Source organism: Larkinella sp. VNQ87 (assembly GCF_049445795.1).
Taxonomy (GTDB): domain Bacteria; phylum Bacteroidota; class Bacteroidia; order Cytophagales; family Spirosomataceae; genus Larkinella.
In genome coordinates this window covers 314,371-340,546 of record NZ_JBMSDT010000001.1, presented here as the reverse complement: position 1 = coordinate 340,546, position 26,176 = coordinate 314,371, and the positions used below count along the sequence as shown (strand labels likewise).

Genomic DNA, 26,176 nt, shown 5'->3' with positions numbered 1-26,176 from the left:
TTGGAAACTGAATGCTTGAGTGGCAAGTTTACAAAAAATATGACATTCAACCTGACTATCCTGGGGAGCGGTTCGGCAACGCCCGTCCTGAACCGCCACACCACCGCCCAGGCGTTGACGATTGAGGGCGATTATTTTCTGATCGACTGTGGGGAAGGGACCCAATACCGCCTGATGGAAAATCACCTGCGGCCCGGTCGGCTGAAGTACATTTTTATCAGTCACCTCCACGGCGATCACTATTTTGGGCTGGTACCGCTGCTGTCGAGCCTGAATCTGTCCGGCCGCACCGACGACCTCTGGCTGTTCGGTCCGCGCGGCTTGTGGGAGATCATCACCGTGCAGTTCCGGTATTCCGACACGAAGCTGAATTATCCGATCCATTTTCAGGAAACCGACCCCTCAAAACCGCAACTGATTTTCGATCATCCGAACGTTCAGGTCGAAACCATTCCGCTGCAACACCGCATCGACTGCACCGGTTTTCTGTTTCGTGAAAAAGGCCGTAAACGAAAGCTGATTGCCGAAAAACTGCCTGCCGATCTGCCGGTTTCGTATTACCGCCAGTTGAAAGACGGCCACGATATTCTCGACGAGCGGGGGCAGGTGCTGTACAGCGTCGGAGCGTATACGCTGCCCGCACCCCGTCCCCGGTCGTATGCGTTTTGCTCCGATACGCGCTACAACGAAGCCATGTTCGACCAGATCCGGGGCGTTGATCTGCTCTACCACGAAGCCTCTTTTCTGGACGATATGGAAGCGCTCAGTGAGAAGTATTTCCATTCGACGGCCCGCCAGGCAGCCCTGACCGCCCGGCAGGTCGGGGCAGGGCGGTTGTTGATCGGCCATTTTTCGTCCCGGTATAAAGTCACCGACGATTTTCTGACCCAGGCCCGCACGGTTTTTCCAGAAACCTACCTGGCGATGGAGGGGGAGACGATGGAAATAAATTCTCAGACAACAGAAGAAAGAAACTAGACAAGCGACTCTTTCATAACTAAGTGAATTGGTTGATCAGATTCCCCAACCCCTCCCCCGTAGGGAGGGGTTGGGGTGGGGTAGCCTTGTCCCGGTTCTTTCTTCAGAATTTAATCTACGGTTTTACCACTTTCCGGTGCGCGAGTCCTTTCGCTGTCTGGACTTTCAAAACATAAAAACCGGCTGGAAGCTGGCTGGTATCCAGCGTAGTTTCGTGTGCCCGGTTTTTGATTGCCTGTTGGACGAGCGTCGCACCGGATGCGTTGGTTAGCGTGACGGTTTCCAGGTGTTCACCCGCTGGCAACGAAACCGTCAGCGAAGTAGTCATCGGGTTGGGATACACCTTCATGGCATCAGCCCAGGTCGGTTCCAGACCCGTCACGGCCAGCACGTTGAATTTGCGCTCAACGGGCGTGGCGGCCGCAAACTGCTCGTTGCCGGGTTGCGTGGCCCGCACCGTCACCACACCCGGTTTGGTTGGGCTCAGCCGGTTGCCGGACAACGTCGCCGAACCCGAAACCAACTCGAAACTCACCGGGAGTTTGGACGAAGCCGAAGCCGTCAGCGTAAACGAACCGTCGTCGGCGTAGCGATCGGGCAGGGCGTTGAAGGTGATCGTCTGGGCGGTTTTGCCGGGTTGCGACCGGGTGCCCGTGGCGTACCAGACGGGCCATTTGGCGTTGTCATACAGCGCTTTTACCTCGCCTTTCGGACTGATCTTGTCGGTTTGCAGGTCGATCGAGGCAATCATTTCTACATCACCCGTCTGGTTTAACGTGTTGAAAACCAGCTTGTCGTCAAGTCGGGAGTAGCCCGGGTAGCCAACGGTTGTGTTTGTAATGACGGCGCTTAGTTTGCCAGTTTCGAGGTCGCCAGCCAGGATGCTGTAACTGTCGTCGGTGGCGTTGTAGTAGTCGAAAGCAATGATGGTGGGGGAGTTCTTCGAAAAACAGGGGTTGCCCACGCTTTCGCCTTCTTCCAGGTTGGAAAATAGTTTCAGAATGTTGCCGTCGCCGAAGGTATTCTGCGCCTTGTCCCAGACGTTGATGAAGCCTACGTCCCAGTAGTCGATGTCGTCGCCTTCCGAATTTTTCAGCTTGTTGAACGCATCGTACACCAGAAACTCGCCGTCGTGGTCCCACTCGAACGAATCGGCGTATTCCACTTCCCCCGTCGTAACGCCTTCGGCCGAGGTGGGGTTGTAGAGCGGAAACTGCTTCCATTTTTTCAGGTCGTAACTATATACCCAGATCGATTGATCGCGTTCCTTCGTCAGGGCCGCCAGTTTTTTACCGTCACGCGAGATGGCCACGTTATCCCAGATGGTTTCGTCCGAGACAATCACCTCCTGGGCCGCTCCGGTCAGGTTGACCGCCCGGATGCGGCCATCGGCCGTGACGTAATAAGCCGCTTTGCCATCGTCGGTTAGGCTTGGTTTGTGCTTCACTTCGGCTTTGACGTGGGCCGTCAGGTCACCCGTGCTGAGGGGAGCCGTGTACAATTGCCGGTCGCCGGGGCTGTAAATCAGCAGCATATCAGCTCCGTTATTGCTCGGCAAATCCTTCGGCTCATCCGGTTTTGGGGTCGTATCCACAATCCCGACCGTATCGAAGGCCTCCTGAGCGGCTTTGGCTTCCGCTCCCACGGCCCCGTACAAATCGCCTGCTGATCGGATCACCGCCAGCCGTAAATCCAGGAACTGGGAGGTGCGGGTCAGGTAGTTCGTCAGGGCGCGGTAATACACCTGCTCGGCTTTTTCTTTGCCGATTTTGGTGGCAAACAGGTAAAAGGCATAATTCGGAATTCCGCTGTTGCGGTGGACTCCGCCGTTGTCGTCTTTGGTCACGATAAACTGATCCATCGACTTGGGCTGATAGCCGCGCACACTGGCCCCGTTCTGGTTCGGGTTCGACATACTCCGCATGGCCCCGGTCGGGTAGGCGGTTTTCAGTACGATGTCCTCGCCCACGTTCCAGTCGTCGCGGTCGATCAACACGCCGAAAACGTCGGCCATCGATTCGTTGATGGCCCCCGACTGATCCTGGTACACCAGGTTGGCCGAGTTTTCAATGACGCCGTGGGTCATTTCATGTCCGGCCGCATCGAGCGCAGCTGCCAGCGGTTTGAAAGCCTTGTTGCCGTTGCCGTAGCCCATGTAGTCGCCGTTCCAGAAGGCATTGTCCATCCCGGTTCCGTCTTTCTCGACCACGTTGATGATCGACATGATTGAGCCGCCTTTGCCATTCAACGAATTCCGTTTGTGGGTTTTCAGGTAATATTCGTAGGCCAGCCCGGCGTTGGTGTGGGCCGAAACCGCATTCGATTTCCAGTCGGTATTAGTCATGGAAGTGACAAAAAACAGGTCCATGTTGCCTTCCGCATCGCGTTTGTTCCGGGCATCGAGGGTCACGATGGCGCCCACCGCTTTTTTGGGCATAGAAGATGCCTTGGCGTCAAACATGCCGCGCGATGCATCGATGAGGTAGTAACCGCTCCCGGACTGATAGCCGTTGACGCTTTGAGCCACCCCGTTCAGGTCTTTCACCGACGCTTTCACCGGTCCATCGACCCCGCAGGTGTGGTTATATTTGTTCAGAATGGCTCCGGTTTGGGCATCGACCACATACTGCCAGCGTTCGACGATGTTGGGCCGAAGGGTAATTTCGTAAGCCAGGACGGTTTTGTCGCCCATCGGATAAAGGCACAGCGCGCCCTGCGACGGTTTGGAAGCAAACAGATTCTGTCCGAACGTGCGTACGACGGATTCTTTGCCCACGTCCCGGAAAGCCCGTTCGGTGGCTTCGGACAACGACAGCCGGGGCGTTACGCTGGCCGACTGGATGGGCGTGTACCGGCCGTTCAGCACCGTGACGGTTCCGTTGGTCAGGTGGGCTACCAGCTCGCTGCCGTACACCGGAACGCCCTGAAACATCTGCGTCATCCGGATGTGTGTCTGGCCGAGTGCGTCGGTGTCGGTGCGGGTGATCTGAAACTGTTCGTCCGGTTTTTCGATCTTCAACAAGTCGCTGACCTGGTTCAGAAACGAAAAAGCCGACGCCCGGGCGCTCATTCGGGCTCCCCGGGCGTCGGCCGACGGTTTCGTCCGGTTTTCGATAAAAACCGGCAGGTTGGTGGCCGAATCGCGCACCACCCGCAGGCGAAGCAATTCTGTATTGAACTGGGGTGACGTGCTACCGGATGCAAGCCGGAAACCGCTTTTCGGGGCTGAGGACGTTGCGACATCGGCATTCAGACGCTGGGCCAGGCCCGGGCTGGCGGGGGCGGTTTTGAGTTTTCGCCCAAAACCGGGGGCGGCCGGTTGGGCAACGGCACTAATCGCACAGCCCAGCAGAACAGGGAGTAAAAATGATTTCATGGATGTATTTGTTGTTGGTAATGAACTACTTAGCTCCGCTTGTTGGGCGGAATCTGAGCCATAAACGTCTTATAAAACTGGACGAAACAGGCTGGCGCGGGTTGTGTCCGGTCGCCCCAGGTTACGGTATACTCGGTTTTGCCTTTCTGCCAGCGAACAAACTGGTATAGATTACCGGGGTGATTAAACCGGGTTGTCTGGATTCGGCACGTCTTTTCCAGTTGTCGGAACAGCCGCCGGGTGGTCGTGGCTGGTTTCTGGTCCAAAGGCTTATACAGGGAGTCCGTATCGGATTTGACAAACAACAAGCCGTTTTCCAGCAGGCAGTATGTGCGGGTGCTGCCCGTAAAACCGCCCCCTTCACCAACCTGAATCTGACGATTGGGGTACGAAACCGGGTACCGGGAACCGGAAGAGGCCGTCTGGGCGACGGTCGTTCCGATCGACAGGAGGGTAAAGACTCCGAACAGAAAGCTTTTCAGCATGGTGTGGGCTGGTTAAAGACTGCCCGAAAGTAGCGGGAAGTCCGCCCGGTCACTACCATTCTCTAGATGAGTCGTCAAAAAACGATACTGAAGTGTACCTGACTGAGCAAACGGCGGCATTTTACCGACCTGATTTTTATTTTTCCTACATTTGATATTTCTGAGTTAAGAATTAAGAGTTATGAGTTAAGAACTATGAGTTGGCTCCGCCACTTTACAGGAAACGGCGAAGCCAACTCATAGTTCTTAACTCATAACTCTTCAAGCCTATCCTGATTTGATCATTGTTTTTCATGGAATTGGCGTATTCCATTGCCGTGGTGATTCCGACATATAACCGGAAAAACCTGTTGCAACTTTTACTAGACCAACTCGGCCGGCAGGAGACGGGACCGTTTTCGCTGGAAATCGTGGTCATCGTCGATGGCTCGACCGACGGAACGCTGGACCTGTTGTGCGAACGGTATCCGACGGTTCACGTGGTCGTGGGGTCGGGCAACTGGTGGTTTACCAAATCCGTCAACGAAGGCATCCGCTACGTCCGGCATCACCTCACCTCCTCCCATATTCTGATCATGAACGACGATTCATACGTCGACCCCGATTACCTGCGGAAACTCGTTGCGGCACACCAGCGTGGGGGAGAGGGTGGGATTCTGGGGAGCCTGTCGGTTACCTACGAGCAACCGGCCCGAATTACGTTTGGGGGTACCCGACAAACCATCCGCTGGTCGATGCAAACAATCAATTACCTCGAACCTTTTGAACCCTACGAGCCTGGGCGCTATTCCGGCCTGCATCCTACGGAATGCCTAAACGGACGGGGGACACTTGTCCCCGTGCCGGTTTTCGATCGGATTGGCTTACTCGATGAACGCCGGTTTCCGCAGTACGGCTCCGACGACGATCTGGCGCTGACGGCCAAAGCGGCCGGTGTTCCGGTGTTGATCTCGTGGGATGCGGTCGTCTATGACCGCGTCTCGCTGACGGCTGCCGGAACAGCTTACCTCAAACCACCCTTCGCTATTTTTATCAAGAGCTTTTTTAACCTATATTCTATCAATTCTATTCATAAAACCATCCATTTCTATCGAAAACACGGTTTACCGGTATTGTGGCCGCTAAGTGTTGGCTTGTTTGTTGTGGCTACTTTCCGGGCTTATTTATGGAAATACCGGCGGCTGAATACCGCACAATAAGTTATGACGTACCTGATCCTGTCGCCTGCCAAAAATGAAGAAACTTACATTGAAAAAACCCTGCAATCCGTCTGCTCACAGACGATTCGGCCCGCGCGATGGATTATTCTGGACGATGGCTCAACCGACCAGACGCCGGTTCTGATACGGCGCTACCAACAGGTGTATCCCTGGATTGAATTAGTGACCTTCCGCGATTTCCGACCGGATTTGAAAACGACCGGTGGGAGGAGCGGGGCATTGCTCAACCACGCCCGAAACCTGATTCAGGGCGTCGAAGTCGATTTTGTCGTCAAGATCGACGCCGATATTGCATTTCCGGCGGATTTTTTCGAGCGCATCTTCGCGGATTTTCATCGAAATCCGGCGCTGGGGCTGGCGTCGGGGCACTTAGTGCAGGACAGGGTGCCCGAGACGATCGATGACTGGACCAGCGTGCGGGGGGCCACGCGAATCTACCGCCGGGCCTGCTTTGAAGCCATTGGTCACTACTATACCATTCGGGGGGAAGATGAAATCGATACCTTCATGGCCCGGCTTAAGGGCTGGCAAACCGCCACGTTGCCGCATCACTTCCACCACCTCAAACCGGAAGGTATCCGGCATCCTTCCCTCACCAATCATTACGAAACCGGAGAGTTCAAGGGGCGCATTCCGTACCGCTTCGATTTCTTTCTGTTAACCCTGCTCAAACACGCTGTGCGCAAGCCCTTTCTGATTGGGGCGCTCGTCCAGTTATGGGCTTATGTTCACGCCCGCTGGGTAGTTGCGGAACGACCGTTTGACGCCGAGCTTTCGCGCCATGTTCAGGCGCTGCAAAAGCAAAAACTGGTTTCGGCGCTGGGCCGATTCTTTCTAAAACTGGTGCCGGGGCTAATTGGCCGAATCGGTCTGGAATTTGAACTGGAATCTATTTTTGTATTCGAGCAGGCCTTTTAACTATGAAAATAGTAGGTGGAATTAATTAAATTTTCTTATAAAGTAGAATTTCAATTCCTTCAATTTTAAATTTATTTTAGTGATATTTATTCACTAACCAAGACATATTTGTAACAAATTGATAAAATTGGTCGTGCAAATGAAATTTTGTATTTTGGAGTTTTTACGAAATATATTTTAATGTAACTTGCACATCCAACGCAAAAACAGTAGTGTCTGCAATTGATAGCTAGTTTTTCATTAACCCGCCTGCGACCTGTCTGATTTGCCAGATTTTCAATAACAAAACCACAAACGAGTTTACGCCGATGTCTTCTGCTAACGCACCGCAACAGGGCCTTTACCGGTCTGAGTTTGAACATGACGCCTGTGGGATTGGATTCGTCGCGCACGTGAAGGGCCGCAAGTCGCATCAGATTGTCGAGGACGCTTTGACGATGCTGACGCGCATGGACCACCGGGGTGCCGTTGGCTATGAAACCAATACCGGGGACGGCGCTGGCATTCTGATTCAGATTCCCCACGAATTGTTCGTTGACGAGTGTCGCAAGCTGGGCTTCTCGCTGCCCCCGGCGGGTGAGTACGGTGTTGGGATGATTTACATGCCCAAAGATGAGCGTCTGCGCAAGGAATGCCGCGATATTCTGAACCGCTCACTGAAAAAACTGAATCTGGAACTGATCGGCTACCGGGTCGTTCCGGTCGATTCGACTGACTTGGGCAACGGATCCCGCTCGGTCGAGCCGGTCATGGAGCAGATATTTATCCGGAAACCGGAAACCCTTACTTCCGACGAATTTGAACGCAAACTCTACGTCGTTCGCAACTACAGCAGCCGTATCATCAACGAGACGGTGGCTGGCTTGCAAAATAGCTTTTATTACTCCTCGCTCTCGAGCCGCGTTATAACGTATAAGGGTCAGTTAACAACTAAACAACTCCGCGATTATTTCCCGGATTTGCAGCGGGAAGAACTGGTTTCGGCGCTCGGTGTGGTTCACTCCCGGTTTTCGACCAACACCTTCCCGTCGTGGCAACTGGCGCAGCCGTTCCGGTACATCGCCCACAACGGCGAGATCAATACCGTGAAAGGCAACGTGAACTGGATGAAGACGGCGGAAGCCATGCTCGAATCCAAGTTGTTCACGAAAGAAGAACTGGCCATGCTGCGGCCCATCTGCAACCTGAACCAGTCGGACTCGGCCAACCTCGACAACGCCATCGAACTGTTGGTGATGTCGGGCCGGTCGCTGCCGCATGTGATGATGATGCTGATCCCCGAAGCCTGGGACGGCAACGACAGCATGGACCCGGCGCGGCACGCCTTCTACGAATACCACGCGGCCATCATGGAACCTTGGGACGGCCCGGCGTCGATCTCGTTCACGGACGGCCGCATTGTGGGTGCCACCCTCGATCGTAACGGGCTGCGCCCGTCGCGCTACTGGGTGACCGACGAAGACGTGGTGATCATGGCATCCGAAGCCGGGGTCAACGACGTCGATCCGGCGAAAGTGGTCAAAAAAGGCCGCCTGCAACCGGGCCGCATGTTCGTGGTCGACATGGAGCAGGGCCGCATCATCAGCGACGAAGAAGTCAAGGGCGACATCTGCTCACGGCAGCCGTACCAGCAGTGGCTCGACGAATACAAGATCAAAATTTCCGACCTGCCGAAACCGGTCCGCACGTTCAGCCACATGCGGAAACAGGACATTACGCAGCGCCAGCAGGCGTTTGGCTTTACATCGGAAGACCTCCGGATGATCCTGGCTCCGATGGCCGAAACCGGTCTGGAAGCCCTTGGCTCGATGGGAACCGACTCGCCCCTGGCGATCCTGTCGGACCAGAGCCAGCACCTGGCCAACTACTTCAAACAACTGTTTGCGCAGGTGACCAACCCGCCGATCGACTCGATCCGGGAGCGGTCGATCATGTCGCTGATTTCTTTCGTCGGGGCGACGGGCAATTTGTTAGTTGAAACGCCCGAACACTGCCGGTTGATCGAGCTGACGCAGCCGGTTTTGACCATCGAAGAGTTTGATAAACTGCGGTTTGTGGATAAAAACCACTTCCAGGCCAAAACCATCAATACCTATTTCCGCGCCGACCAGGGCGGGATTGGACTGGAACGGGCCTTGGAGCGGATTTGCCGCTACGCCGAAGACGCCATCGAAGACGGTTTTGAGATCATCATCCTGTCCGACCGGGCCATCGACTCCGACCACGCGCCGATTCCGTCGCTGCTGGCGACCTCGGCCATTCACCACCACCTGATTCGCCGGGGCTTGCGCGGCCAGGTTGGCCTTTTGGTCGAAGCCGGGGATGTCTGGGAAACGCACCACTACGCCACCCTGATCGGGTACGGCGCGTCGGGCGTCAACCCGTACATGGCCTTCGAAACGATCACGGATATGAAGGAGCGGGGCATGATCCAGTCGGAGTATCCGGTGGAGAAACTGCACCAGAATTACATCAAGGCGGTCAACAAGGAATTGCTCAAGATCTTCTCGAAAATGGGCATTTCGACCCTGCAATCCTACCAGGGTGCCATGATTTTCGAATGTCTGGGGTTGAACAAAGAGGTCGTCGACCGCTACTTTACGGGCACCATCTCCCGGATTGGCGGCATGGGTCTGGAGCAGATCGGCCGCGAAATCCTGGTCCGTCACCGGCAGGCGTTCCCCGAAAACAACAAGCTGACCAACCGCCTGGAAGTCGGCGGGGTGTACCAGTGGAAGCAACGCGGGGAAGCGCACATTTTCAACCCCGACACCATCCACCTGCTTCAACAGGCGACCCGCAAAAACGATTACCAGATTTACAAAAAATACGCCAATCTGATTGACGATCAAACCCGTAAGGCGCTGACACTGCGCGGTTTGATGAAATTCAGGAAGGGGAATCCGGTATCCATCGACGAGGTGGAACCCATCGAAAGCATCTTCAAACGGTTTGCGACGGGGGCCATGTCATTCGGGTCTATTTCGTGGGAAGCGCACACGACACTGGCCATTGCCATGAACCGCATCGGCGGCAAAAGCAATTCTGGCGAAGGCGGGGAAGACGAACTACGCTACCAGTTGCTGGCCAACGGCGACAACATGAACTCGGCCATCAAGCAGGTGGCCTCGGGGCGGTTTGGCGTCACGAGCCACTACCTGACCAACGCCCGCGAACTGCAAATCAAGATGGCGCAGGGGGCCAAACCGGGTGAAGGCGGGCAGTTGCCCGGCCACAAAGTTGACGACTGGATTGGTCGGACGCGGCACTCAACGCCCGGAGTGGGCTTGATTTCGCCCCCGCCCCACCACGATATTTACTCCATCGAGGATCTGGCGCAGTTGATTTTCGACCTGAAAAATGCCAACCGCAACGCCCGCATCAGCGTGAAACTGGTGTCGGAAGCCGGGGTCGGGACGATTGCCGCCGGGGTTGCCAAAGCCCATGCCGATCACATCCTGATTTCGGGACACGACGGCGGTACGGGGGCTTCTCCGCTCAGCTCAATCCGGCATGCCGGTTTGCCCTGGGAACTGGGCCTGGCCGAAACGCACCAGACTCTGGTTCGAAACAAATTGCGGGGCCGCGTGACGGTCCAAACCGACGGGCAAATCCGGACGGGCCGTGACCTGGCGATTGCCGCCCTGCTCGGTGCCGAGGAGTTTGGTGTAGCAACGGCTGCGCTCGTCAGCGTCGGTTGCATCATGATGCGGAAGTGTCACCTGAACACCTGTCCGGTGGGCGTGGCGACGCAGAACAAAGACCTGCGGGCGCTGTTCTCGGGCAAACCGGAGCACGTCGTCAACATGTTCACGTTCCTGGCGACGGAACTGCGTGAAATCATGGCCGAACTGGGCTTCCGGACCGTCAACGAGATGGTCGGCCAGTCGCAGATGCTCGAAATCCGGAAGGACATCAAGCATTGGAAATACGAAAACATCGATCTGTCGGCGGTGCTCTACAAAGACGCCAACAGCCTGGATGTTGCCAACTTCAAGCAGGAGGATCAGGATCATGGCATGGCCGATATTCTGGACTGGGAACTGCTGGAAAAAGCAAAACCGGCGCTAGAAACCGGTGAGTCGGTATACGCCGAATTCCCGATCATCAACCTCAACCGGGCCGTCGGGACGGTTTTGTCAAACGAGATCTCAAAAGTCTACGCCGGAAAAGGGCTGCCCGAAGGCACGATCCACTTCAAGTTCCGGGGTACGGCGGGTCAGAGCTTCGGCGCGTTCAACACAAACGGCATCAAGCTCGAACTGGAAGGCGACGCCAACGATTACTTCGGTAAGGGCCTCTGCGGGGCGCAACTTATTGTGTACCCCGACCGGATGGCGCCGTTCAAACCGGAAGAAAACAGCATCGTCGGGAACGTGTCGTTCTACGGCGCTACCTCCGGCGAAGCTTACATCCGTGGGATGGCCGGGGAACGGTTCTGCGTCCGGAATTCCGGGGCCAAAGTCGTGGTCGAAGGCGTGGGCGATCACGGACTCGAATACATGACGGGCGGTTTGGCAATCATTCTGGGCTCCGTAGGCCGGAACTTTGCCGCCGGGATGTCGGGCGGGGTGGCCTACGTCTGGGACAAAGACGGCGACTTTGCTTCCAAGGTGAACCAGGAAATGGTCAATCTGGAAAAGCTGGACGCCGAAGACATGGGCATCATGAAGGAGTTTGTGGAGAAACACTTCCAGTATACGACCAGTAACGTGGCCCTGCAACTGATTCAGGATTGGGACAACCTGATCGGGCAGTTCGTCAAGGTAATGCCGAGCGACTTCCGCAAGGCGCTGGCGGGTCGGGGCGTTTCGCTCACCGATCAGATTCGCGACAAGAACATTGTTTATCAGGACATTGTCGTTGACGTGGTTCATCAATAAGCCAACCCATTTTCTTTCGTTATCTTTGTTGAAAACCAAGGTAATGCCATGAAAAACTGGGACGAAATTGCTTCCACTTCCGAATTGCTGGCCGCCCAGGAGATCAAACGCTCCTGGGACGAAGGCGACCTGGAAGAAGCCGAGCGCGGGCTGAATCAACTCATCGAAACCATGTCCCGTTCTGAACGCCGGACGTTGCAAAGCCAACTCGTTCAGTTGATGCACCACATCATCAAGTGGAAAATTCAGCCGGAAAAACGATCCAAAAGCTGGCTTCTTACGATCAATAATGCCCGCTTTGAAATCAAGAGTTTAAGGGAATATACCCCTTCCCTCAATGTACCCTATATCCAAAGCATTTGGGAAAGGGTTATTGCTGAAGCTCGAATCGAAGCAGAAATTGAAACCGGAGTTTCAGCAGACAAGGAAGACCTGACCTGGGACGAAGTATTTGAAAAACCGTATACGCTTTAATCTACATGGGAAAACCCACTGGATTTTTAGAATTCACCCGCGAACTGCCGAAAAAGCGCGATGCTCAGCAGCGGGTTCACGATTACAAGGAAATCGAGCAGCCGTACGCGGAGGAGGATACCCAGAAACAGGCCGCCCGCTGCATGGATTGCGGTATTCCGTTCTGCCACAACGGCTGTCCGCTGGGCAATATCATTCCCGAGTTCAACGACGCCGTGTACGAGCAGAACTGGGAGTATGCCTACGAGATTCTGGCGTCGACCAACAATTTCCCCGAATTTACGGGCCGTATCTGCCCCGCGCCCTGCGAAGCGGCCTGCGTGCTGGGGATCAATAAACCACCGGTAGCCATCGAGTTCATCGAAAAATCGATTGCGGAAGCGGCTTTTGCCCGGGGCTTTGTGCAACCGGTTCAGCCCACCAAACGCACCGGCAAAAAAGTGGCCGTCGTGGGCTCGGGTCCGGCCGGTCTGGCCGCAGCGGCCCAACTGAACAAGGCGGGGCATACCGTGACGGTTTTCGAACGCGCCGACCAGATCGGCGGGTTGCTGCGCTATGGCATTCCCGATTTTAAACTGGAAAAATGGGTAATCGACCGTCGGCTGGCCGTCATGGAAGCCGAGGGCGTTACCTTCAAAACGAATACTAACGTCGGCGTCGACATCAAAGCTGCTGAACTGCAGGCGGATTATGACGCGATTTTGCTGACGGGTGGCTCCACCGTTCCGCGCGACTTGCCCATTCCGGGCCGCGAGCTGAAAGGTGTTCATTTTGCGATGGAATTCCTGAGTCAGCAAAACAAACGCGTGGCCGACCGTCCGGTGGAAGTTGATCACCGGGGTGTCAAATACGCCAACGGCGAGATTCTGGCGACGGGCAAAAACGTCGTCGTGATCGGTGGGGGCGATACCGGCTCCGACTGCGTCGGGACCTCAAACCGCCACGGGGCCAAATCCGTGACGCAGATCGAACTGATGCCCATGCCCCCGGCCGAACGCGCCGAAAGCACGCCCTGGCCGAACTGGCCGATGATGCTTCGGACGTCGACTTCGCACGAAGAAGGCTGTGAACGGCATTGGTCGATCAATACGAAAGCGTTCATTGGCGACGAAAACGGCAACCTGAAAGCCCTCCGCATTGTGAATCTGGAATGGCAAACCGTCGACGGAAAAATGACGATGGCCGAAGTGCCGGGTTCGGAGCGGGATATCGACTGCGAACTGGCCCTGCTGGCGGCCGGTTTTGTGCATCCGCAGCACGAAGGATTGCTCAACGCCCTCGAACTGGAATTTGAACGTGGGAACGTGAAAGCCATCAACTATCAGACGACATCCAATCCGAAAGTATTTGCCGCCGGGGACATGCGCCGGGGTCAGTCGCTGGTCGTTTGGGCCATTTCCGAAGGTCGCGAAGCCGCCCGAGCGGTGGACCTCTTCCTGATGGGTGAATCTCAACTGGAAGCGAAAGCGAAGTCGATGTTTGCGACGGTCTGACCAACGGAATCCAACTACATACGGAGCCGCCGGTTATGACCGGCGGCTTTTTCTTTTTTGTACCTTTGCCGCCATTTAGTTCTATTAATCACCCCTATGAATTTTCTGAAATCCGACCGGCTCAATGACTTACGCTACGAAATTCGCGGACCGGTTTACGAAAAAGCGCTCGACCTCGAAAGCCAGGGCTACACGATTATCAAGCTGAACATCGGAAATCCGGCTCCTTTCGGCTTCGACGCCCCCGACGAAATCGTCCACGACATCATCCTCAATATCCGGAACGCCCAGGGCTATTCCGACTCGCGAGGCCTGTTTGCGGCCCGCAAAGCCGTTATGCACTACACCCAGAACCTGGGCATTAAAGATGTGGCTATCAACGATGTGTTCATCGGCAACGGCGTAAGCGAGCTGATTTTGCTCACGATGCAGGCGCTGATCAACGAAGGTGACGAGGTGCTGGTGCCCTCGCCCGATTACCCGCTCTGGACGACATCGGTGGCGCTGTCGGGCGGAAAACCGGTACATTACCTTTGCGACGAGCAGGCCGACTGGAACCCGGCTTTGCAGGATCTGGAACGGAAAATCACGGCGCGGACGCGGGCCATTGTCGTCATCAATCCGAACAACCCGACCGGAGCGGTTTACGACAAAACTGTGCTTGAAGGCATTGCCCGGATCGCTGAACGGCACCAATTAATTGTGTTTGCGGACGAGATTTACGACAAAATCCTCTACGACGGGGCCGTGCATCACCCGATGGCGAAACTGGTCGAAGATACGCTCTGCATCTCAATGGGCGGTTTGTCGAAAAATTACCGCGCAGCCGGTTTTCGGGGCGGCTGGCTGATTCTGAGCGGGGCCAAACACCGGGCTAAATCGTACATCGAAGGGCTGACGCTGCTGGCGAGTATGCGGCTGTGCGCCAACGTGCCGACCCAATACGCCATTCAAACCGCCCTGGGCGGTTACCAGAGCATCAACGACCTGATTCTGCCCACCGGGCGGCTGCACCGCCAGATCATGTATGCTTACGACCGCATCACGGCCATTCCCGGACTAAGCTGCGTCAAACCGAAGGGCTCGCTTTACATTTTCCCGAAAATCGACCGGTCGCAGTTCCGGATCGCTAACGACGACGAGTTTGTGTTTGATCTGCTGGACGAGCAGAAAGTGCTGGTGGTGGCCGGAACCGGTTTCAACTACGTCCACGACGACCATTTCCGAATTGTCTGCCTGCCATCCGTCGACGACCTGACGATTGCCCTAGACCGGATTGAAGCCTTTCTGGAAAGCCGGAGAAAATAAAGCGAGCAGCAACTCATGAACGTGCTGGAAACCGTCGACAGTTACATCCTGAAAGGCGACACCCTGATCCTGAACCGGGCGCGGATGGCTCCGCTGGCGACCTTCGAAGCCGTGTATATGCGTTAAAAACTTTCCGGACGCTGCGTACAACCCACGGACGAAAAACCGGGTCTTGCCTATGAGAAAGCCTAAACCCGAATCGGATGAAACGGAATCTGTACCCTAGTGCCGTGCTGCTCCTGCTGGTATTGGCCGGTTGCGAGTTAACCCCGCGGGGTTACCAATACGACGAAGGAACACTGCCCGATAAACCCCTGAATCTGGCCGATGTCAATTCCCCCGACGACGATTATAATTCCGATGTGCCAAGTTTTGGGGAAGTGACGCCCCTAATCTTTTCGTCGAAACGGGGAGGGAAGAGTCAATTCGATTTTGTCAATGAAACGTTGAACTATTCATTTAATCGGAACAATGGGAAATTGACCGTTGATAACAAACCGTATTGGGGGCTTGATGAAGTAGCCAAGTTGAATTCACTGTCCAGTGCCGTCTCATTAGCCAATTCCGAAGGTAATGAGCTGGGGCCGTATATTCGTTCGTACGACGAAGAGTTGATTCGGGACGGGTATCAGAACCATTTTGGCGAGTACCTCATGCTCTTTGCCTCCGATCGAACGGGGAATCTGGATATTTACCTGACCCATAACTTCAATCCGGAACCAACCCCGGCTACTTCCCGAAGTGTCAATAAAATTTTCACTACGCCGGTTTCTGTCAGTGCGCTCAACTCCCCGGCTGACGACGCGTATCCGACCTTCAACAAAGACTATAACGAGATTTATTTTACCTCCAACCGCAACGGTTCCTTCGACATTTACCGGGCCTCACTGCCCTCCATCCCAGCGACGGATTTGCAAAACCGCCTTCCCGAACTAGCGAATGTTCCCATCGAGAAAGTCCCGGAACTGTCGGGAACGGCCGATGATAAATGTCCTTACATCCTGGGCAATATCCTGGTCTTTACCTCGAACCGGCCGGGTGGGCTGGGCGGTTTTGATCTTTACTACTCGGTGTTTGAAAATGGCCGGTGGTCGGCTCCGGTGAATTTTGGACCAACGATCAACTCGTCGTACGACGAATACCGGCCCATCCTGCGTGAACCCGGTCGATTTAAGCAACGGCTGCTGCTGTTTTCGTCGAACCGGCCCGGCGGCAAAGGCGGTTTTGATCTGTATATGGTCGGCGTGCCGAAATAACCGATGCGGTTTTTGAAGTACCAAAAAGAAAGCCATCCGGTTTCCAGAAACCGGATGGCTTTCGCATAAACTGGTTTGGGTCAGAGGCTTCCTTCCGGCGTGTATTCGGCCACATCCAGCCCCAGCACATCGCTGGTCATCGACCGAATGGCTTGCGTTAGTTCAGGGTCTTTCGCCAGTGATTTACCGTACGACGGAATCATTTTTTGCAGTTTCGTCTGCCATTCGTCCGACGCCATCTGGTCTTTGAAGCAGCGATTCATCAAATCGAGCATGATGGAAACGGCCGTGGAAGCCCCCGGCGACGCGCCTAGCAGGGCGGCAATGCTGCCATCGGCGGCACTCACGACTTCCGTACCGAACTCCAGTACTCCGCCTTCCTCTTCGTCCTTCTTGATCACCTGCACGCGTTGTCCGGCAATTTCCAGTTCCCAGTCTTCCATCCGGGCGTTCGGAAAGTACTCCCGCAGGGCTGCCAGCCGGTCTTCCGGCGATTGCATGACCTGCTCGATCAAATACCGGGTAAGCGGGATGTTGTGCAAACCGGCCATCAGCATCGGCGCCAAGTTGGCCATCTGGATGGATTTGGGCAAATCCATGTACGAACCGTGTTTCAGGAATTTGGTCGAAAAACCGGCATAAGGGCCGAACAGCAATTCTTTCTGGTCGCCGATCATCCGGGTGTCGAGGTGCGGCACCGACATCGGCGGAGCACCCACCGAAGCCTTGCCGTAGACCTTGGCGGCATGGCGTTCGACGATCTCGCGGTTGGTACATTTCAGCCACTGGCCGCTGACGGGAAAACCGCCGTAGCCCCGGCTTTCGGGAATGTCCGACTTCTCGAGCAACCGCAGCGAACCGCCCCCGGCCCCGATGAAGACAAATTTGGACTGCACATCCCGAACCTGATTGGTCGTTACGTTTTCAACCCGGATTTTCCAGCCGCCCAGGCTCTTCGAACGCCAGAGGTCGCGAACATCGTGGGCAAAGTGAATCTTGACGCCTTTCATGTTGTAGAGCCGGTAGAACATCGCCCGGGTCAGCGCCCCGAAGTTGACATCCGTGCCGATGTCCATGCGGGTCGCGGCCACCTTTTCGTCTTTTGACCGGCCTTCCATCACGAGCGGAATCCATTTTTCGAGTAGTTTCGGGTCTTCCGAATACCGCATGCCGTGGAAAAGATGGTTTTGCTGAAGAGCCTCGAAGCGTTTACGCAGGTATTCCACATTCTTTTCCCCCCAGACAAAGCTCATGTGCGGGATCGTCCGGATGAAGTTCGGCGCGTCCTGCAAAAAGTTCTCCTGAATCAGGTAGGCCCAGAATTGTTTCGAGATCTCGAACGACTCGGCAATTTTGACTGCTTTTTTGGTTTCGATGGTTCCGTCGGGTAGTTCCGGCGTATAGTTTAGTTCGCAGAAGGCCGAGTGGCCGGTTCCGGCGTTGTTCCAGGCATCCGAACTTTCGGCGGCTGCGCCATCGAGCCGTTCGAAGATTTCGATAGTCAGATCCGGTTGTAGTTCTTTCAGCAGAACGCCGAGGGTAGCGCTCATGATCCCGGCCCCAATCAGAACAACATCGGGTGTGCTGGATACGACTTTATTGCGCGTTGGCATGGTGAAGACGTTGGCAATGGTTGATTTCTTAGAATAGTTACAAAATTAACACGTACTTGTTCCGGAAAGTTAGCCTGAATGCAAAGTCTTCGATAAATCAAACTTGTTCGTGGATTAGTGGAAGCCGCCGACCTTTCTTCCTGATTGTTCAGCCCAATTAACGGATTGCGAAAAGGGGTACGGTTTCAACGCTTAGGGATTACCGGTATCGGATGGTTTAGCTGACTGAGAATCAGTGACAAACCAGGAGGCTACATACGCAGTAAAAGTGCCGAACAAGCCCACTCCGGCGGTCATGAGCATAACCGCGATGATTCGCCCTTCGGTGGTTACCGGGTATTTGTCTCCGTAGCCTACGGTCGTAATCGTGACATAGGCCCACCAGATGGCGTCTTCAGCGGTTTTTATGTTACTTTCGGGAACGTTTTCAACCTGAAGAATTGCAATCGCCGAAAAAATAATCAGCAAGATGGCAATAACTGATACAGAGGTCAATGTGCCCTGAGCCTTTTCTTTAAAAATATGGTCAATCAGTTGCTTGATGGAGCGGAAAGCCCTGATTACCCGAAGCAATCGAATCAAACGTAAAATACGGCCTGCCCTCACAAAATCAACCATTGGAATGCTGGATACCAGGTCGATCCAGCCCCAACGCATGAATTTTACTTTATTCTCAGCCCGGTAAAAGCGAATGCAGAAATCCAGAAAAAACAAGGCGCATATCGAATTATCAATGTAAGTTAGGAGACGTGAGGTCTCAGGAGGTAAGACATAAACACTATCGACCAGTAAAGCTCCCAAAACATAAATTGAGAGGAAAACCACGATAATATTCAGTGTCCCCAGTTTATTCTCTGTGCTTTTTGACGATTCCTGAGTCATTTTCTGCTTCTCGATCATTAGTTTTCAACCTGATCAAGCCATGCCCTGACCACCGTTTGCAACGTAACTCCTTTCGCGTCGACATCAGCAAGGTCTTTGAAGAGGACTGTTCGCCGACCATCGGTGAAGGTGCCTTCCAGCAAGCCGGTGGAGTCGGCTACCCTGGCTCCGGTTGGAAAAACGAGCATCACCCGGTCTTTGAACAGATTGAATACGGCGATATCCCGTTTGTATTCTTTCGGGTCGAATGGTTTCAGGTCGCCCGTGTAATAAAAGCTGGGATGGTTCCACTTGATGCGCTCGCCGATTTCAGGGGCGGTATTCAGGATAATGCCCCGGATGTTTTGCACCATATCCCGTAGCGGGGATTCGAGTTTGTCGATAAACGCCGTAACCTGTTCCTGGTCAGAGGGTTTTCTGGCGGTTTTGTTCGTTGGCGAGCCTCCGCCCGGGATGTTGGTCTTCATGCCTCCCAAATTACGCGAAGTCAACCGAACAGACAAACGTAACGGGTAAGCACAAGGTATACTCAGACACTAGAAGAAAGCGAATAGGTAAGAGAGTAATCACCTAACAGTCAGCGAAATAGTCTGATGTCTTTTCTCTGATTGTCTAGTATAGTTCTTGAGAGTGCATCTCATAAGGCACTGCGAATACCGAGATCAAACACGCTGGTGGAAACCACCTGCTTCTCGAAAGAACGCAGCCAGATGAAATTCCAGTTCCACCGGGCTCCGACTGTCAGACTGCCTTGGGTAGGAAGGAAATAGCCAAAATGCCCACTGACGGAAAAATTAGCTTTTTTCAGCGGTTCCGGTGAACGGTTGAGAGGGTTAGCGATGCCAATCATGACGGCCTGCTCAAAACCGGATTTTTTGACAAAATACATCGAATGTTTAACACCCAGCCTGAAGGCATAAAGCGTCAGCTTTTTCTGAACAAACGGTAAATAGCCAACGCTGGCGCCCAGGTCGAAAGACTTCGTTGTATCATCGTACCGAAAAAGGTTTTTCCAGACGTTGACCGATACCGCTAAACCACCCAGTCGATGGGTGTTCGGCAGGTTGAGCGGTTTCAGACGACTTTTTTGCGGGAAGCTGTAGCCAATAGTCAGATCGAGGGAAACCGGTTTGCTGCGGGCTGGTTCGTTTGCCAAACCGGACGCTGACTGAGCCTTTGCCGTTGAAAGAGTCAATAAGCCGAAAACGGTCAACCAGTAGGTAAAGCTTTTCATTGAAACAGTTACGGATTCAGTCCGGGAAAAATCGGTTAGGCAATGGAAGGAACGCCAAATCGAAGTCTAGCTTTTAGCCTTTTCAAAGAAGAAAATGAGCAGATAAAGAAGATAACAGCCCAGCCCCAGCAGTCCCACTACCTTTGCAGAACCAACATGCTCGGGCTGTCCAGTCTGCATAATCAAGCAGGCCAGGGCTAGAAAGACCCAGACCAGACTGTGAAACCACCGTAAAACGAGGTACTTCCAGAATGGCTGTGCGGCCCAGGCATAACCTTTGCCGGGATGGATGATGAAAATACCGTAGGCGATGGCGACTAAGGCGCAAAGTAAGGCACATACAGACCAGTGAATGCCCAGCGGACCCGACATAAAGGGCTTGTTCATCAGCTTATTGTTCAACTCATTTGGACAAAGATGAACTACACCGGGCTAATGCGCAATCTGTTTTTTGATAAACACCCCCTTTGCCCGCATCAACAACTTCTTTTCAGGGATGAGCTCACGGAAGAGAAGGTCGTCTTACCGGTTTTAGGGCTTCAAAATCTTCTCCAAGCATTTCATCGTGATCAGGTAGGTCGGCTTCACGCCCAGCGTGCCGAGGCTTCCTGAGGCCAGCGTGGCCCCGGTGAGTAGCGGGTTGTCGGACGCGTAGTAGGCATACCGGATTTTGATGTCGGGCCGGACGCTGCCCCGGATTTTGGCGTGCGACTGAATGGCCTTCTGGTAATGCGCACCCTCCATTTCCAGCCCCACGGCTTTCCAGGACGAGTTTTTGAAGTAAGCCAGAATGTCTTTGTTCTGGAGCGAGGTGCCCAGAACCGTAATCATCGCACCTTCGTAGGCGTCAATGCCATAGCCGTCGAAATCGGCGGCCGAAAAGTCGTTTTCGAGCGGGTAATTGTCGGCGGTTCCTTCAAAAATGTGCGCTGTCGGAATCATCAGGTCGCCTTTGTCGCCGGTCAGGATTCCGGCTTTGCCCATGATCGAGATCGATGCGACGTTTAAGGCAAACGACTCGCCCTGGTGGTTGTCGTACGGTTTCAAGAGTTCGTCCATCGTCTCGAAGGCTTGCTCGCCGAACGCGTAATCCATCACGAGCAAAATCGGCTGAACGGATCGAATCTGATCCGGATCGTGACCGATTTCGGGTGAAATCTGGCTGGCATTTAGCTGGGCCGTGTCGATCAACTGGACGAGCAGATTCGTGCCGCCGGGGTCTTCCAACTCGTGCAACCCGTGCGAAAGCGCGTAGGTCGTAACCTGCTGGCGGAGTTCCTGCTGGGCGGGCTGGCTGAGTTTGTAGGCCAGGTCGAACAGGTTATCCCAGGTCGTAGTTTCGGCCAGAGCTGCCGGCGCGTACAGGCAGTTGACAACGCTGTGCGGGTTGGCGCTGATAATGTGAATGGGGCGGTTTTGCCAGCCGTTGGTCTGGATGTACTGCTTGATGCGCGTGGCCCAGCGTTCGCCGTAGAGGTGCTGCCCGACGCGGTCGCGGAGCATTGGCGTGAAGTTGATCTCGCGGTCGACGTGCTTCTCCCGAATCTCGCGCACCGACACGCTGCCCAGTCCGTAGACGATCTGAAACAGCCCGGTGTTGGTTCCGGCGTTTTCGGCAAACCGGTAATAAGCCTGCTGCGTTTCTTCGAACGTGCGGCCCAGGATGGAACTGAGGTACATCAGGGCCAGTTCACGTTCTTCTTCCTGCACGGTCCCGCCCGATTTGATGATGGCTTCCAGTTTCTCCCACTCCCGGAGCTTGTTGCCGCGTTCCAGAAAGACGTTTTGCCGGATTTTATCGGCTTCCATAAACATGAACGTCAGGTGGGTTAGGATGTCGTAAATCTCGCTGCGGCCGTTCGTGACCTCGATCACCATCTGCTCCTGATCGACCCGGTAACAGTTCCGACGGCGTTTGGCCGGAACCAGCACCGGAAACCGCGAATGCTCGAAGCCCTCGCGCGACACGAGCGTGATGACCCGGCAGGATTCGATGCCCTTGGGCAAGCGGTCCATAACGTACACCAGCCCGTCGAGTTCCACCCGCTGCGGATCATTCACCGAACCGTAAATCTCGGGCCGGAGCGTGAGCAGGGCCTGCCGGATTTCTTCACCCGACACGCCCGACGGTTTGTAAAAGCCCCGGTTAAACAGATGCCGCATGGTAATGTACAAGCGTTCAATGGCAATGCGGGACTCCTGAGCGCGGGTGAGCGGGGGCGAAAAATCGGTGTGCATGAAACGGAAAAATTAAGCGCAAGATACAGCTTTCGTCGTACTCCACGGCCGGGTTGGGTTGGGATTCTTGTGTAATGATATCGTTAAAGCGGGCGGTTTTTCTTAAATAATGAACAGTATAAAATATGAGTATTAATCTGATAACCAGTTGATATATTGCAACTTATGATGAGAAAAGGTACTTTGTGACTTTATCACCTGAAATGAGAAGCAAGCTACCTTTTTATCTGAAGCGCTTTGGCGTTGCCCAGGGCCTGCGTCTATACTTTTTGTTGAAATCGAAACGAAAAGGACTCGTTCGCATCCGAATTCCGCAGGCCCGGCACCCGATCTACCTGCGACTGGGCACTTCGGACCGGAATGTATTCAACAACATCTTCGTCCAGGGCGAATACGATGCCGTTGAACTGGGGAACCACCCACAAACATTTCTGGATGGGGGTGGTAACATTGGACTGGCCGCCGTGTACTTCGCTAACCGGTATCCCGCCATGCAGATCGTTTCGGTCGAACCGGAATCCGAGAACTTTAAAATGCTGCAACTGAATTGCCAGTCTTATGAAACGATTCGGGCCGTTCAGGCGGGTTTATGGTCGCGGTCGACGCACCTGGACATCCGGGATGCGGGTGGCGGGGCGTGGGGCTTTCAGGTCGAAGAAACCGACCGGCCAACGCCCGCTTCAGTCCGCGCCGAATCCATCGAAGCCTTGATCCGGGCGAACGGCGGGAAACCGTTTGAGGTTGTCAAACTGGACATCGAAGGCAGCGAAGCCGAGGTGTTCCGAACCTGCACGGAACCCTGGTTACCTTTCGTTCGCGCCCTGATCGTGGAACTGCATGAGTGGATGATACCGGGTAGCTCCGCCAGTTTTGTAGCCGCAACGGCTCCCTATAATTACCGAAAAACCGTATCGGGTGAATACGAGGTTTACGAGCGGCAAGATCTGACGGTCTGATTACCAGTGGTCTGGTACTATTTCCGTTTGTCGGGGAGAGAGTTTCTTTTTTTGCTGTATTTTTGTAAACTGCGAGAAACCCTATGAGCAGAAAACCATGTTTACACTTCGACAAATGACCCATTCGGTTGTGTTGCTGGCGGCCCTGAGCCCGGCATTACTGGCACAACCCTCTCCTGAAAAAACAAAAATGAGCGCAAATCCGCTGTTATTACCGTTCAAGACACCGCACGAGACGGTGCCTTTTAATCTGATCAAGAATGAGTATTACCTGCCCGCCCTGAAGGAAGCGATGACGATGGGCCGGAAAGAAATTGATGCCATTGTGAACAACCCGGCGGCTCCAACCTTCGAAAATACCGTTGTGGCTCTCGAACGCGCGGGTGGGATGGTGAGCCGGGTGTCGTCGATCATGTTTAACCTCAACAGTGCTGAAACCAGTCCGGAACTGCAGAAAATTGTCCGGGAAGCGTCGCCCCTGCTGACGGAATACGGCAACGACATTACGCTGAACGAAAGTCTTTTTAAGCGCATTAAGGCCGTATACGAACAGCGGGATAAGCTGAAACTGGACGGCGAAGACCGGATGTTGCTCGAAAAGTCGTATAAAAGTTTTGCCCGAAACGGCGCGAATTTGAAACCGGCCGAGAAAGAAAAATTCCGGGCGATCAACAAAGACTTGTCTCAGGCATCGTTGCAGTTCGGCGAAAACGTGCTGAACGAAACGAACGAGTACGTGATGGAAATCACGGACGAGAAGGACCTGGCCGGTTTGCCGGAGTTTGCCCGGGAAGCTGCCAAAGCCACGGCCAAACAGAAAGGCAAAACCGGCTGGGTGTTTACATTGCAAGCTCCGAGTTATCAGCCGTTTATGCAATACGCCGACAACCGTGAGCTACGCAAGAAACTGTTCATTGCGTATAACTCACGCGGTTTTCACAGCGATAAAAACGACAACCAGCAGTTGATCGGCAAAATGGTACAGTTGCGCTACGACCGCGCCAAATTGCTCGGTTACCAGACACACGCCGATTTCATTCTGGAAGAAAGCATGGCTGGTTCGCCGGAGAAAGTAAAGCAGTTTCTGAGCGAACTGGCAGGCTACGCCAAACCGGTGGCCGAAAAACAATTGGCCGAACTGACCCGTTACGCCAAAGAACACGGCTTTACCGATGAGCGGCTGGAACGCTGGGATTTCAGTTATTATTCCGAAAAGCTGAAGAAGGAGAAATACGCCCTGGACGACGAAATTCTGAAACCGTATTTCAAGCTGGAGAACGTCATCGAAGGCGTTTTCACGATTGCTAACAAACTCTACGGCCTGACGTTCAAGGAGCGGAAAGATATTCCGGTGTATAATCCGGAAGTTAAAATTTACGACGTGTTCGATCAGGACGGCAAGTTTCTGGCGGTTTTCTACGGCGATTATTTCCCCCGGGAAGGCAAGCGCAGCGGAGCCTGGATGAACGATATTCAGGGGCAGAAGATCGAAAACGGTGTCAACATCCGGCCCCACATCGTCAACGTCTGTAACTTCACGCGCCCGACGGATACCAAACCGTCGCTGCTGACTTTTTACGAAGTAACCACGCTGTTCCACGAGTTCGGACACGGTTTGCACGGCATGTTGGCCAATGGCAAGTACGAAAGCCTGTCGGGGACGAGCGTGTACCGCGATTTTGTGGAGTTGCCCTCGCAGGTGATGGAAAACTGGTGTTATGACCCCGAAGCGCTGAAGCTCTTTGCGAAGCATTACCAGACCGGTGAAGTGATTCCGAATGATCTGATCGATAAAATCCGGGCCAGCCAGAACTTCATGGCGGGCATGTCGAACCTGACACAGTTGCGCTACGGGTTGGTGGACATGTACTGGCACGGCAACGCGCCGAAAGGGGAGACCGTCGAGCAGGTGGAGTCGCACGTCGATTCGCTGGTGAACCTGTTCCCGAAAGTGCCCGGCACGGCGTTTAGCCCGGCGTTCTCGCACATCTTTGCGGGCGGTTATTCGGCCGGTTATTACAGCTACAAATGGTCGGAAGTGCTGGATGCCGATGCGTTCGAGTTCTTTAAGGAAAAAGGCTTGTCGAACCGGGAAGTGGCCGAAAAATTCCGGAAAAACGTGCTGGAAAAAGGCGGTACTGAAAAACCGATGGAGCTTTACAAGAAGTTCCGGGGCCGCGAACCGTCTCCGCAGGCCATGCTCCGGCGGAGTGGCTTGACGTTGTAGGGATAGTTGTTACACAGAGTTAATCAAAGGGGATCAGGGTTCATCGGAGTACTTCTCTGATTACCTCTGATCCCCTTTGATTAACTCTGTGTAACAACTTTTATCTCTTATTCCCCCCCGTACTCAACCGGCTCGAAGCCGCGATCAGGAGCATCATCAACCCGAAGCCCAGCAGCGGAAAAACCGGGAGCCGGTCGGTGACTTCGTTGAACGAAATCCGGTCACGGCTTTTCACATAGATCATCAGCGCTACCAGCGTCCCGCTCAGGGCGAAGATCAGCAATCCTTTCCCCGCATACACTTCAGGCCATAAAAACGTGCTGGCCAGGGCATCGTAAATTCCGTAGAGCACAGCCATGCAATCGATGGCGATACCGATTCTGAAAAGCGCTTTCATACGATAGTTATCGGGTTGTTGAGGGACAAAATCGGATTGGAATTCAAAAGACAGTCGGGTGTGGATCGACGCTATGAAGTAACCGAAGACGCTGACAACTTGCCAGTCCAAACCCATAACTGGTGGGTTTTGGTGCATACGTGGTGGAAACGGGCAACCGCTAACAGCCGGGTCCGGAAGCCGTTTTAACAAACTTTAACGACCCGGAAGGGCAATACGCGGGGTTTATTTTCTTATT

At 54.2% G+C, this 26,176-nt stretch carries 19 protein-coding genes; 10 read left to right on the top strand and 9 right to left on the bottom strand.

What is annotated here, in order from left to right:
- Positions 1–39 precede the first annotated feature (39 nt).
- The gene (locus ACO2Q8_RS01400) at positions 40–978 is read left to right on the top strand and encodes a ribonuclease Z (RefSeq protein WP_423342983.1); all 939 of its coding nucleotides are present in this window, start codon (positions 40–42) and stop codon (positions 976–978) included.
- Between the two features lie 115 nt (positions 979–1,093).
- Here the strand turns inward: ACO2Q8_RS01400 and ACO2Q8_RS01395 are convergent, their stop codons facing one another.
- On the bottom strand, positions 1,094–4,354 hold the full coding sequence (locus ACO2Q8_RS01395; protein WP_423342982.1) for a M4 family metallopeptidase: 3,261 nt from the start codon (positions 4,352–4,354) through the stop codon (positions 1,094–1,096).
- Between the two features lie 29 nt (positions 4,355–4,383).
- Positions 4,384–4,839 (bottom strand): FAD-binding oxidoreductase, encoded by a 456-nt coding sequence (locus ACO2Q8_RS01390; protein ID WP_423342981.1) that lies wholly within the window; start codon positions 4,837–4,839, stop codon positions 4,384–4,386.
- Positions 4,840–5,132: 293 nt separating this feature from the next.
- On the opposite strand from ACO2Q8_RS01390, the gene ACO2Q8_RS01385 reads away from it, so the two are divergent.
- The 7 genes from ACO2Q8_RS01385 (at position 5,133) to ACO2Q8_RS01355 (ending at position 16,391) form a co-directional block, all read left to right on the top strand.
- On the top strand, positions 5,133–6,038 hold the full coding sequence (locus tag ACO2Q8_RS01385; protein ID WP_423342980.1) for a glycosyltransferase family 2 protein: 906 nt from the start codon (positions 5,133–5,135) through the stop codon (positions 6,036–6,038).
- A 3-nt stretch (positions 6,039–6,041) separates the two neighbouring features.
- Positions 6,042–6,977 carry a glycosyltransferase family A protein gene (locus tag ACO2Q8_RS01380; protein ID WP_423342979.1) on the top strand — a complete coding sequence of 312 codons (936 nt, stop codon included), beginning with the start codon at positions 6,042–6,044 and terminating at the stop codon, positions 6,975–6,977.
- Between the two features lie 308 nt (positions 6,978–7,285).
- Positions 7,286–11,860: a glutamate synthase large subunit gene (gene gltB / locus ACO2Q8_RS01375; protein ID WP_423342978.1), complete on the top strand. Its 4,575-nt coding sequence runs from the start codon at positions 7,286–7,288 to the stop codon at positions 11,858–11,860.
- A gap of 48 nt (positions 11,861–11,908) precedes the next feature.
- A complete protein-coding gene (locus tag ACO2Q8_RS01370; RefSeq protein ID WP_423342977.1) occupies positions 11,909–12,334 on the top strand; it encodes a DUF29 domain-containing protein in 426 nt (141 codons plus the stop codon).
- A 5-nt stretch (positions 12,335–12,339) separates the two neighbouring features.
- Positions 12,340–13,827, top strand: coding sequence for a glutamate synthase subunit beta (locus ACO2Q8_RS01365; RefSeq protein WP_423342976.1), 1,488 nt, complete (start codon positions 12,340–12,342; stop codon positions 13,825–13,827).
- Positions 13,828–13,923: 96 nt separating this feature from the next.
- Positions 13,924–15,135: a pyridoxal phosphate-dependent aminotransferase gene (locus tag ACO2Q8_RS01360; protein ID WP_423342975.1), complete on the top strand. Its 1,212-nt coding sequence runs from the start codon at positions 13,924–13,926 to the stop codon at positions 15,133–15,135.
- Positions 15,136–15,338: 203 nt separating this feature from the next.
- Positions 15,339–16,391 carry a TolB family protein gene (locus tag ACO2Q8_RS01355; RefSeq protein ID WP_423342974.1) on the top strand — a complete coding sequence of 351 codons (1,053 nt, stop codon included), beginning with the start codon at positions 15,339–15,341 and terminating at the stop codon, positions 16,389–16,391.
- A gap of 80 nt (positions 16,392–16,471) precedes the next feature.
- On the opposite strand, the gene ACO2Q8_RS01350 is transcribed toward ACO2Q8_RS01355, so the two are convergent.
- The 6 genes from ACO2Q8_RS01350 to ACO2Q8_RS01325 all read right to left on the bottom strand — a co-directional run bounded on the left by ACO2Q8_RS01350 (position 16,472) and on the right by ACO2Q8_RS01325 (position 22,358).
- Positions 16,472–18,004 carry a malate:quinone oxidoreductase gene (locus ACO2Q8_RS01350; protein ID WP_423342973.1) on the bottom strand — a complete coding sequence of 511 codons (1,533 nt, stop codon included), beginning with the start codon at positions 18,002–18,004 and terminating at the stop codon, positions 16,472–16,474.
- A 192-nt stretch (positions 18,005–18,196) separates the two neighbouring features.
- Positions 18,197–18,904, bottom strand: coding sequence for a potassium channel family protein (locus ACO2Q8_RS01345; protein ID WP_423342972.1), 708 nt, complete (start codon positions 18,902–18,904; stop codon positions 18,197–18,199).
- Positions 18,904–19,353: a DUF1801 domain-containing protein gene (locus ACO2Q8_RS01340; protein WP_423342971.1), complete on the bottom strand. Its 450-nt coding sequence runs from the start codon at positions 19,351–19,353 to the stop codon at positions 18,904–18,906. The genes ACO2Q8_RS01345 and ACO2Q8_RS01340 overlap by 1 nt, the downstream gene beginning before the upstream one ends.
- Before the next feature lie 170 nt (positions 19,354–19,523).
- Positions 19,524–20,042 (bottom strand): hypothetical protein, encoded by a 519-nt coding sequence (locus ACO2Q8_RS01335; protein WP_423342970.1) that lies wholly within the window; start codon positions 20,040–20,042, stop codon positions 19,524–19,526.
- 144 nt (positions 20,043–20,186) lie between these two features.
- Positions 20,187–20,507 (bottom strand): hypothetical protein, encoded by a 321-nt coding sequence (locus ACO2Q8_RS01330; RefSeq protein ID WP_423342969.1) that lies wholly within the window; start codon positions 20,505–20,507, stop codon positions 20,187–20,189.
- Between the two features lie 144 nt (positions 20,508–20,651).
- Entirely contained in the window at positions 20,652–22,358 is a 1,707-nt protein-coding gene (locus ACO2Q8_RS01325) for a DUF6909 family protein (protein WP_423342968.1), read from the bottom strand.
- 203 nt (positions 22,359–22,561) lie between these two features.
- Here ACO2Q8_RS01325 and ACO2Q8_RS01320 point away from each other — a divergent pair, with 203 nt between their 5' ends.
- Complete coding sequence (locus ACO2Q8_RS01320) at positions 22,562–23,314, top strand: FkbM family methyltransferase (protein ID WP_423342967.1); 753 nt, start codon at positions 22,562–22,564, stop codon at positions 23,312–23,314.
- Positions 23,315–23,504: 190 nt separating this feature from the next.
- Positions 23,505–25,541, top strand: a complete 2,037-nt coding sequence (locus ACO2Q8_RS01315) for a M3 family metallopeptidase (RefSeq protein WP_423343229.1) — start codon at positions 23,505–23,507, stop codon at positions 25,539–25,541.
- A gap of 100 nt (positions 25,542–25,641) precedes the next feature.
- Here the strand turns inward: ACO2Q8_RS01315 and ACO2Q8_RS01310 are convergent, their stop codons facing one another.
- Positions 25,642–25,938: a hypothetical protein gene (locus tag ACO2Q8_RS01310; protein ID WP_423342966.1), complete on the bottom strand. Its 297-nt coding sequence runs from the start codon at positions 25,936–25,938 to the stop codon at positions 25,642–25,644.
- Positions 25,939–26,176 lie beyond the last annotated feature (238 nt).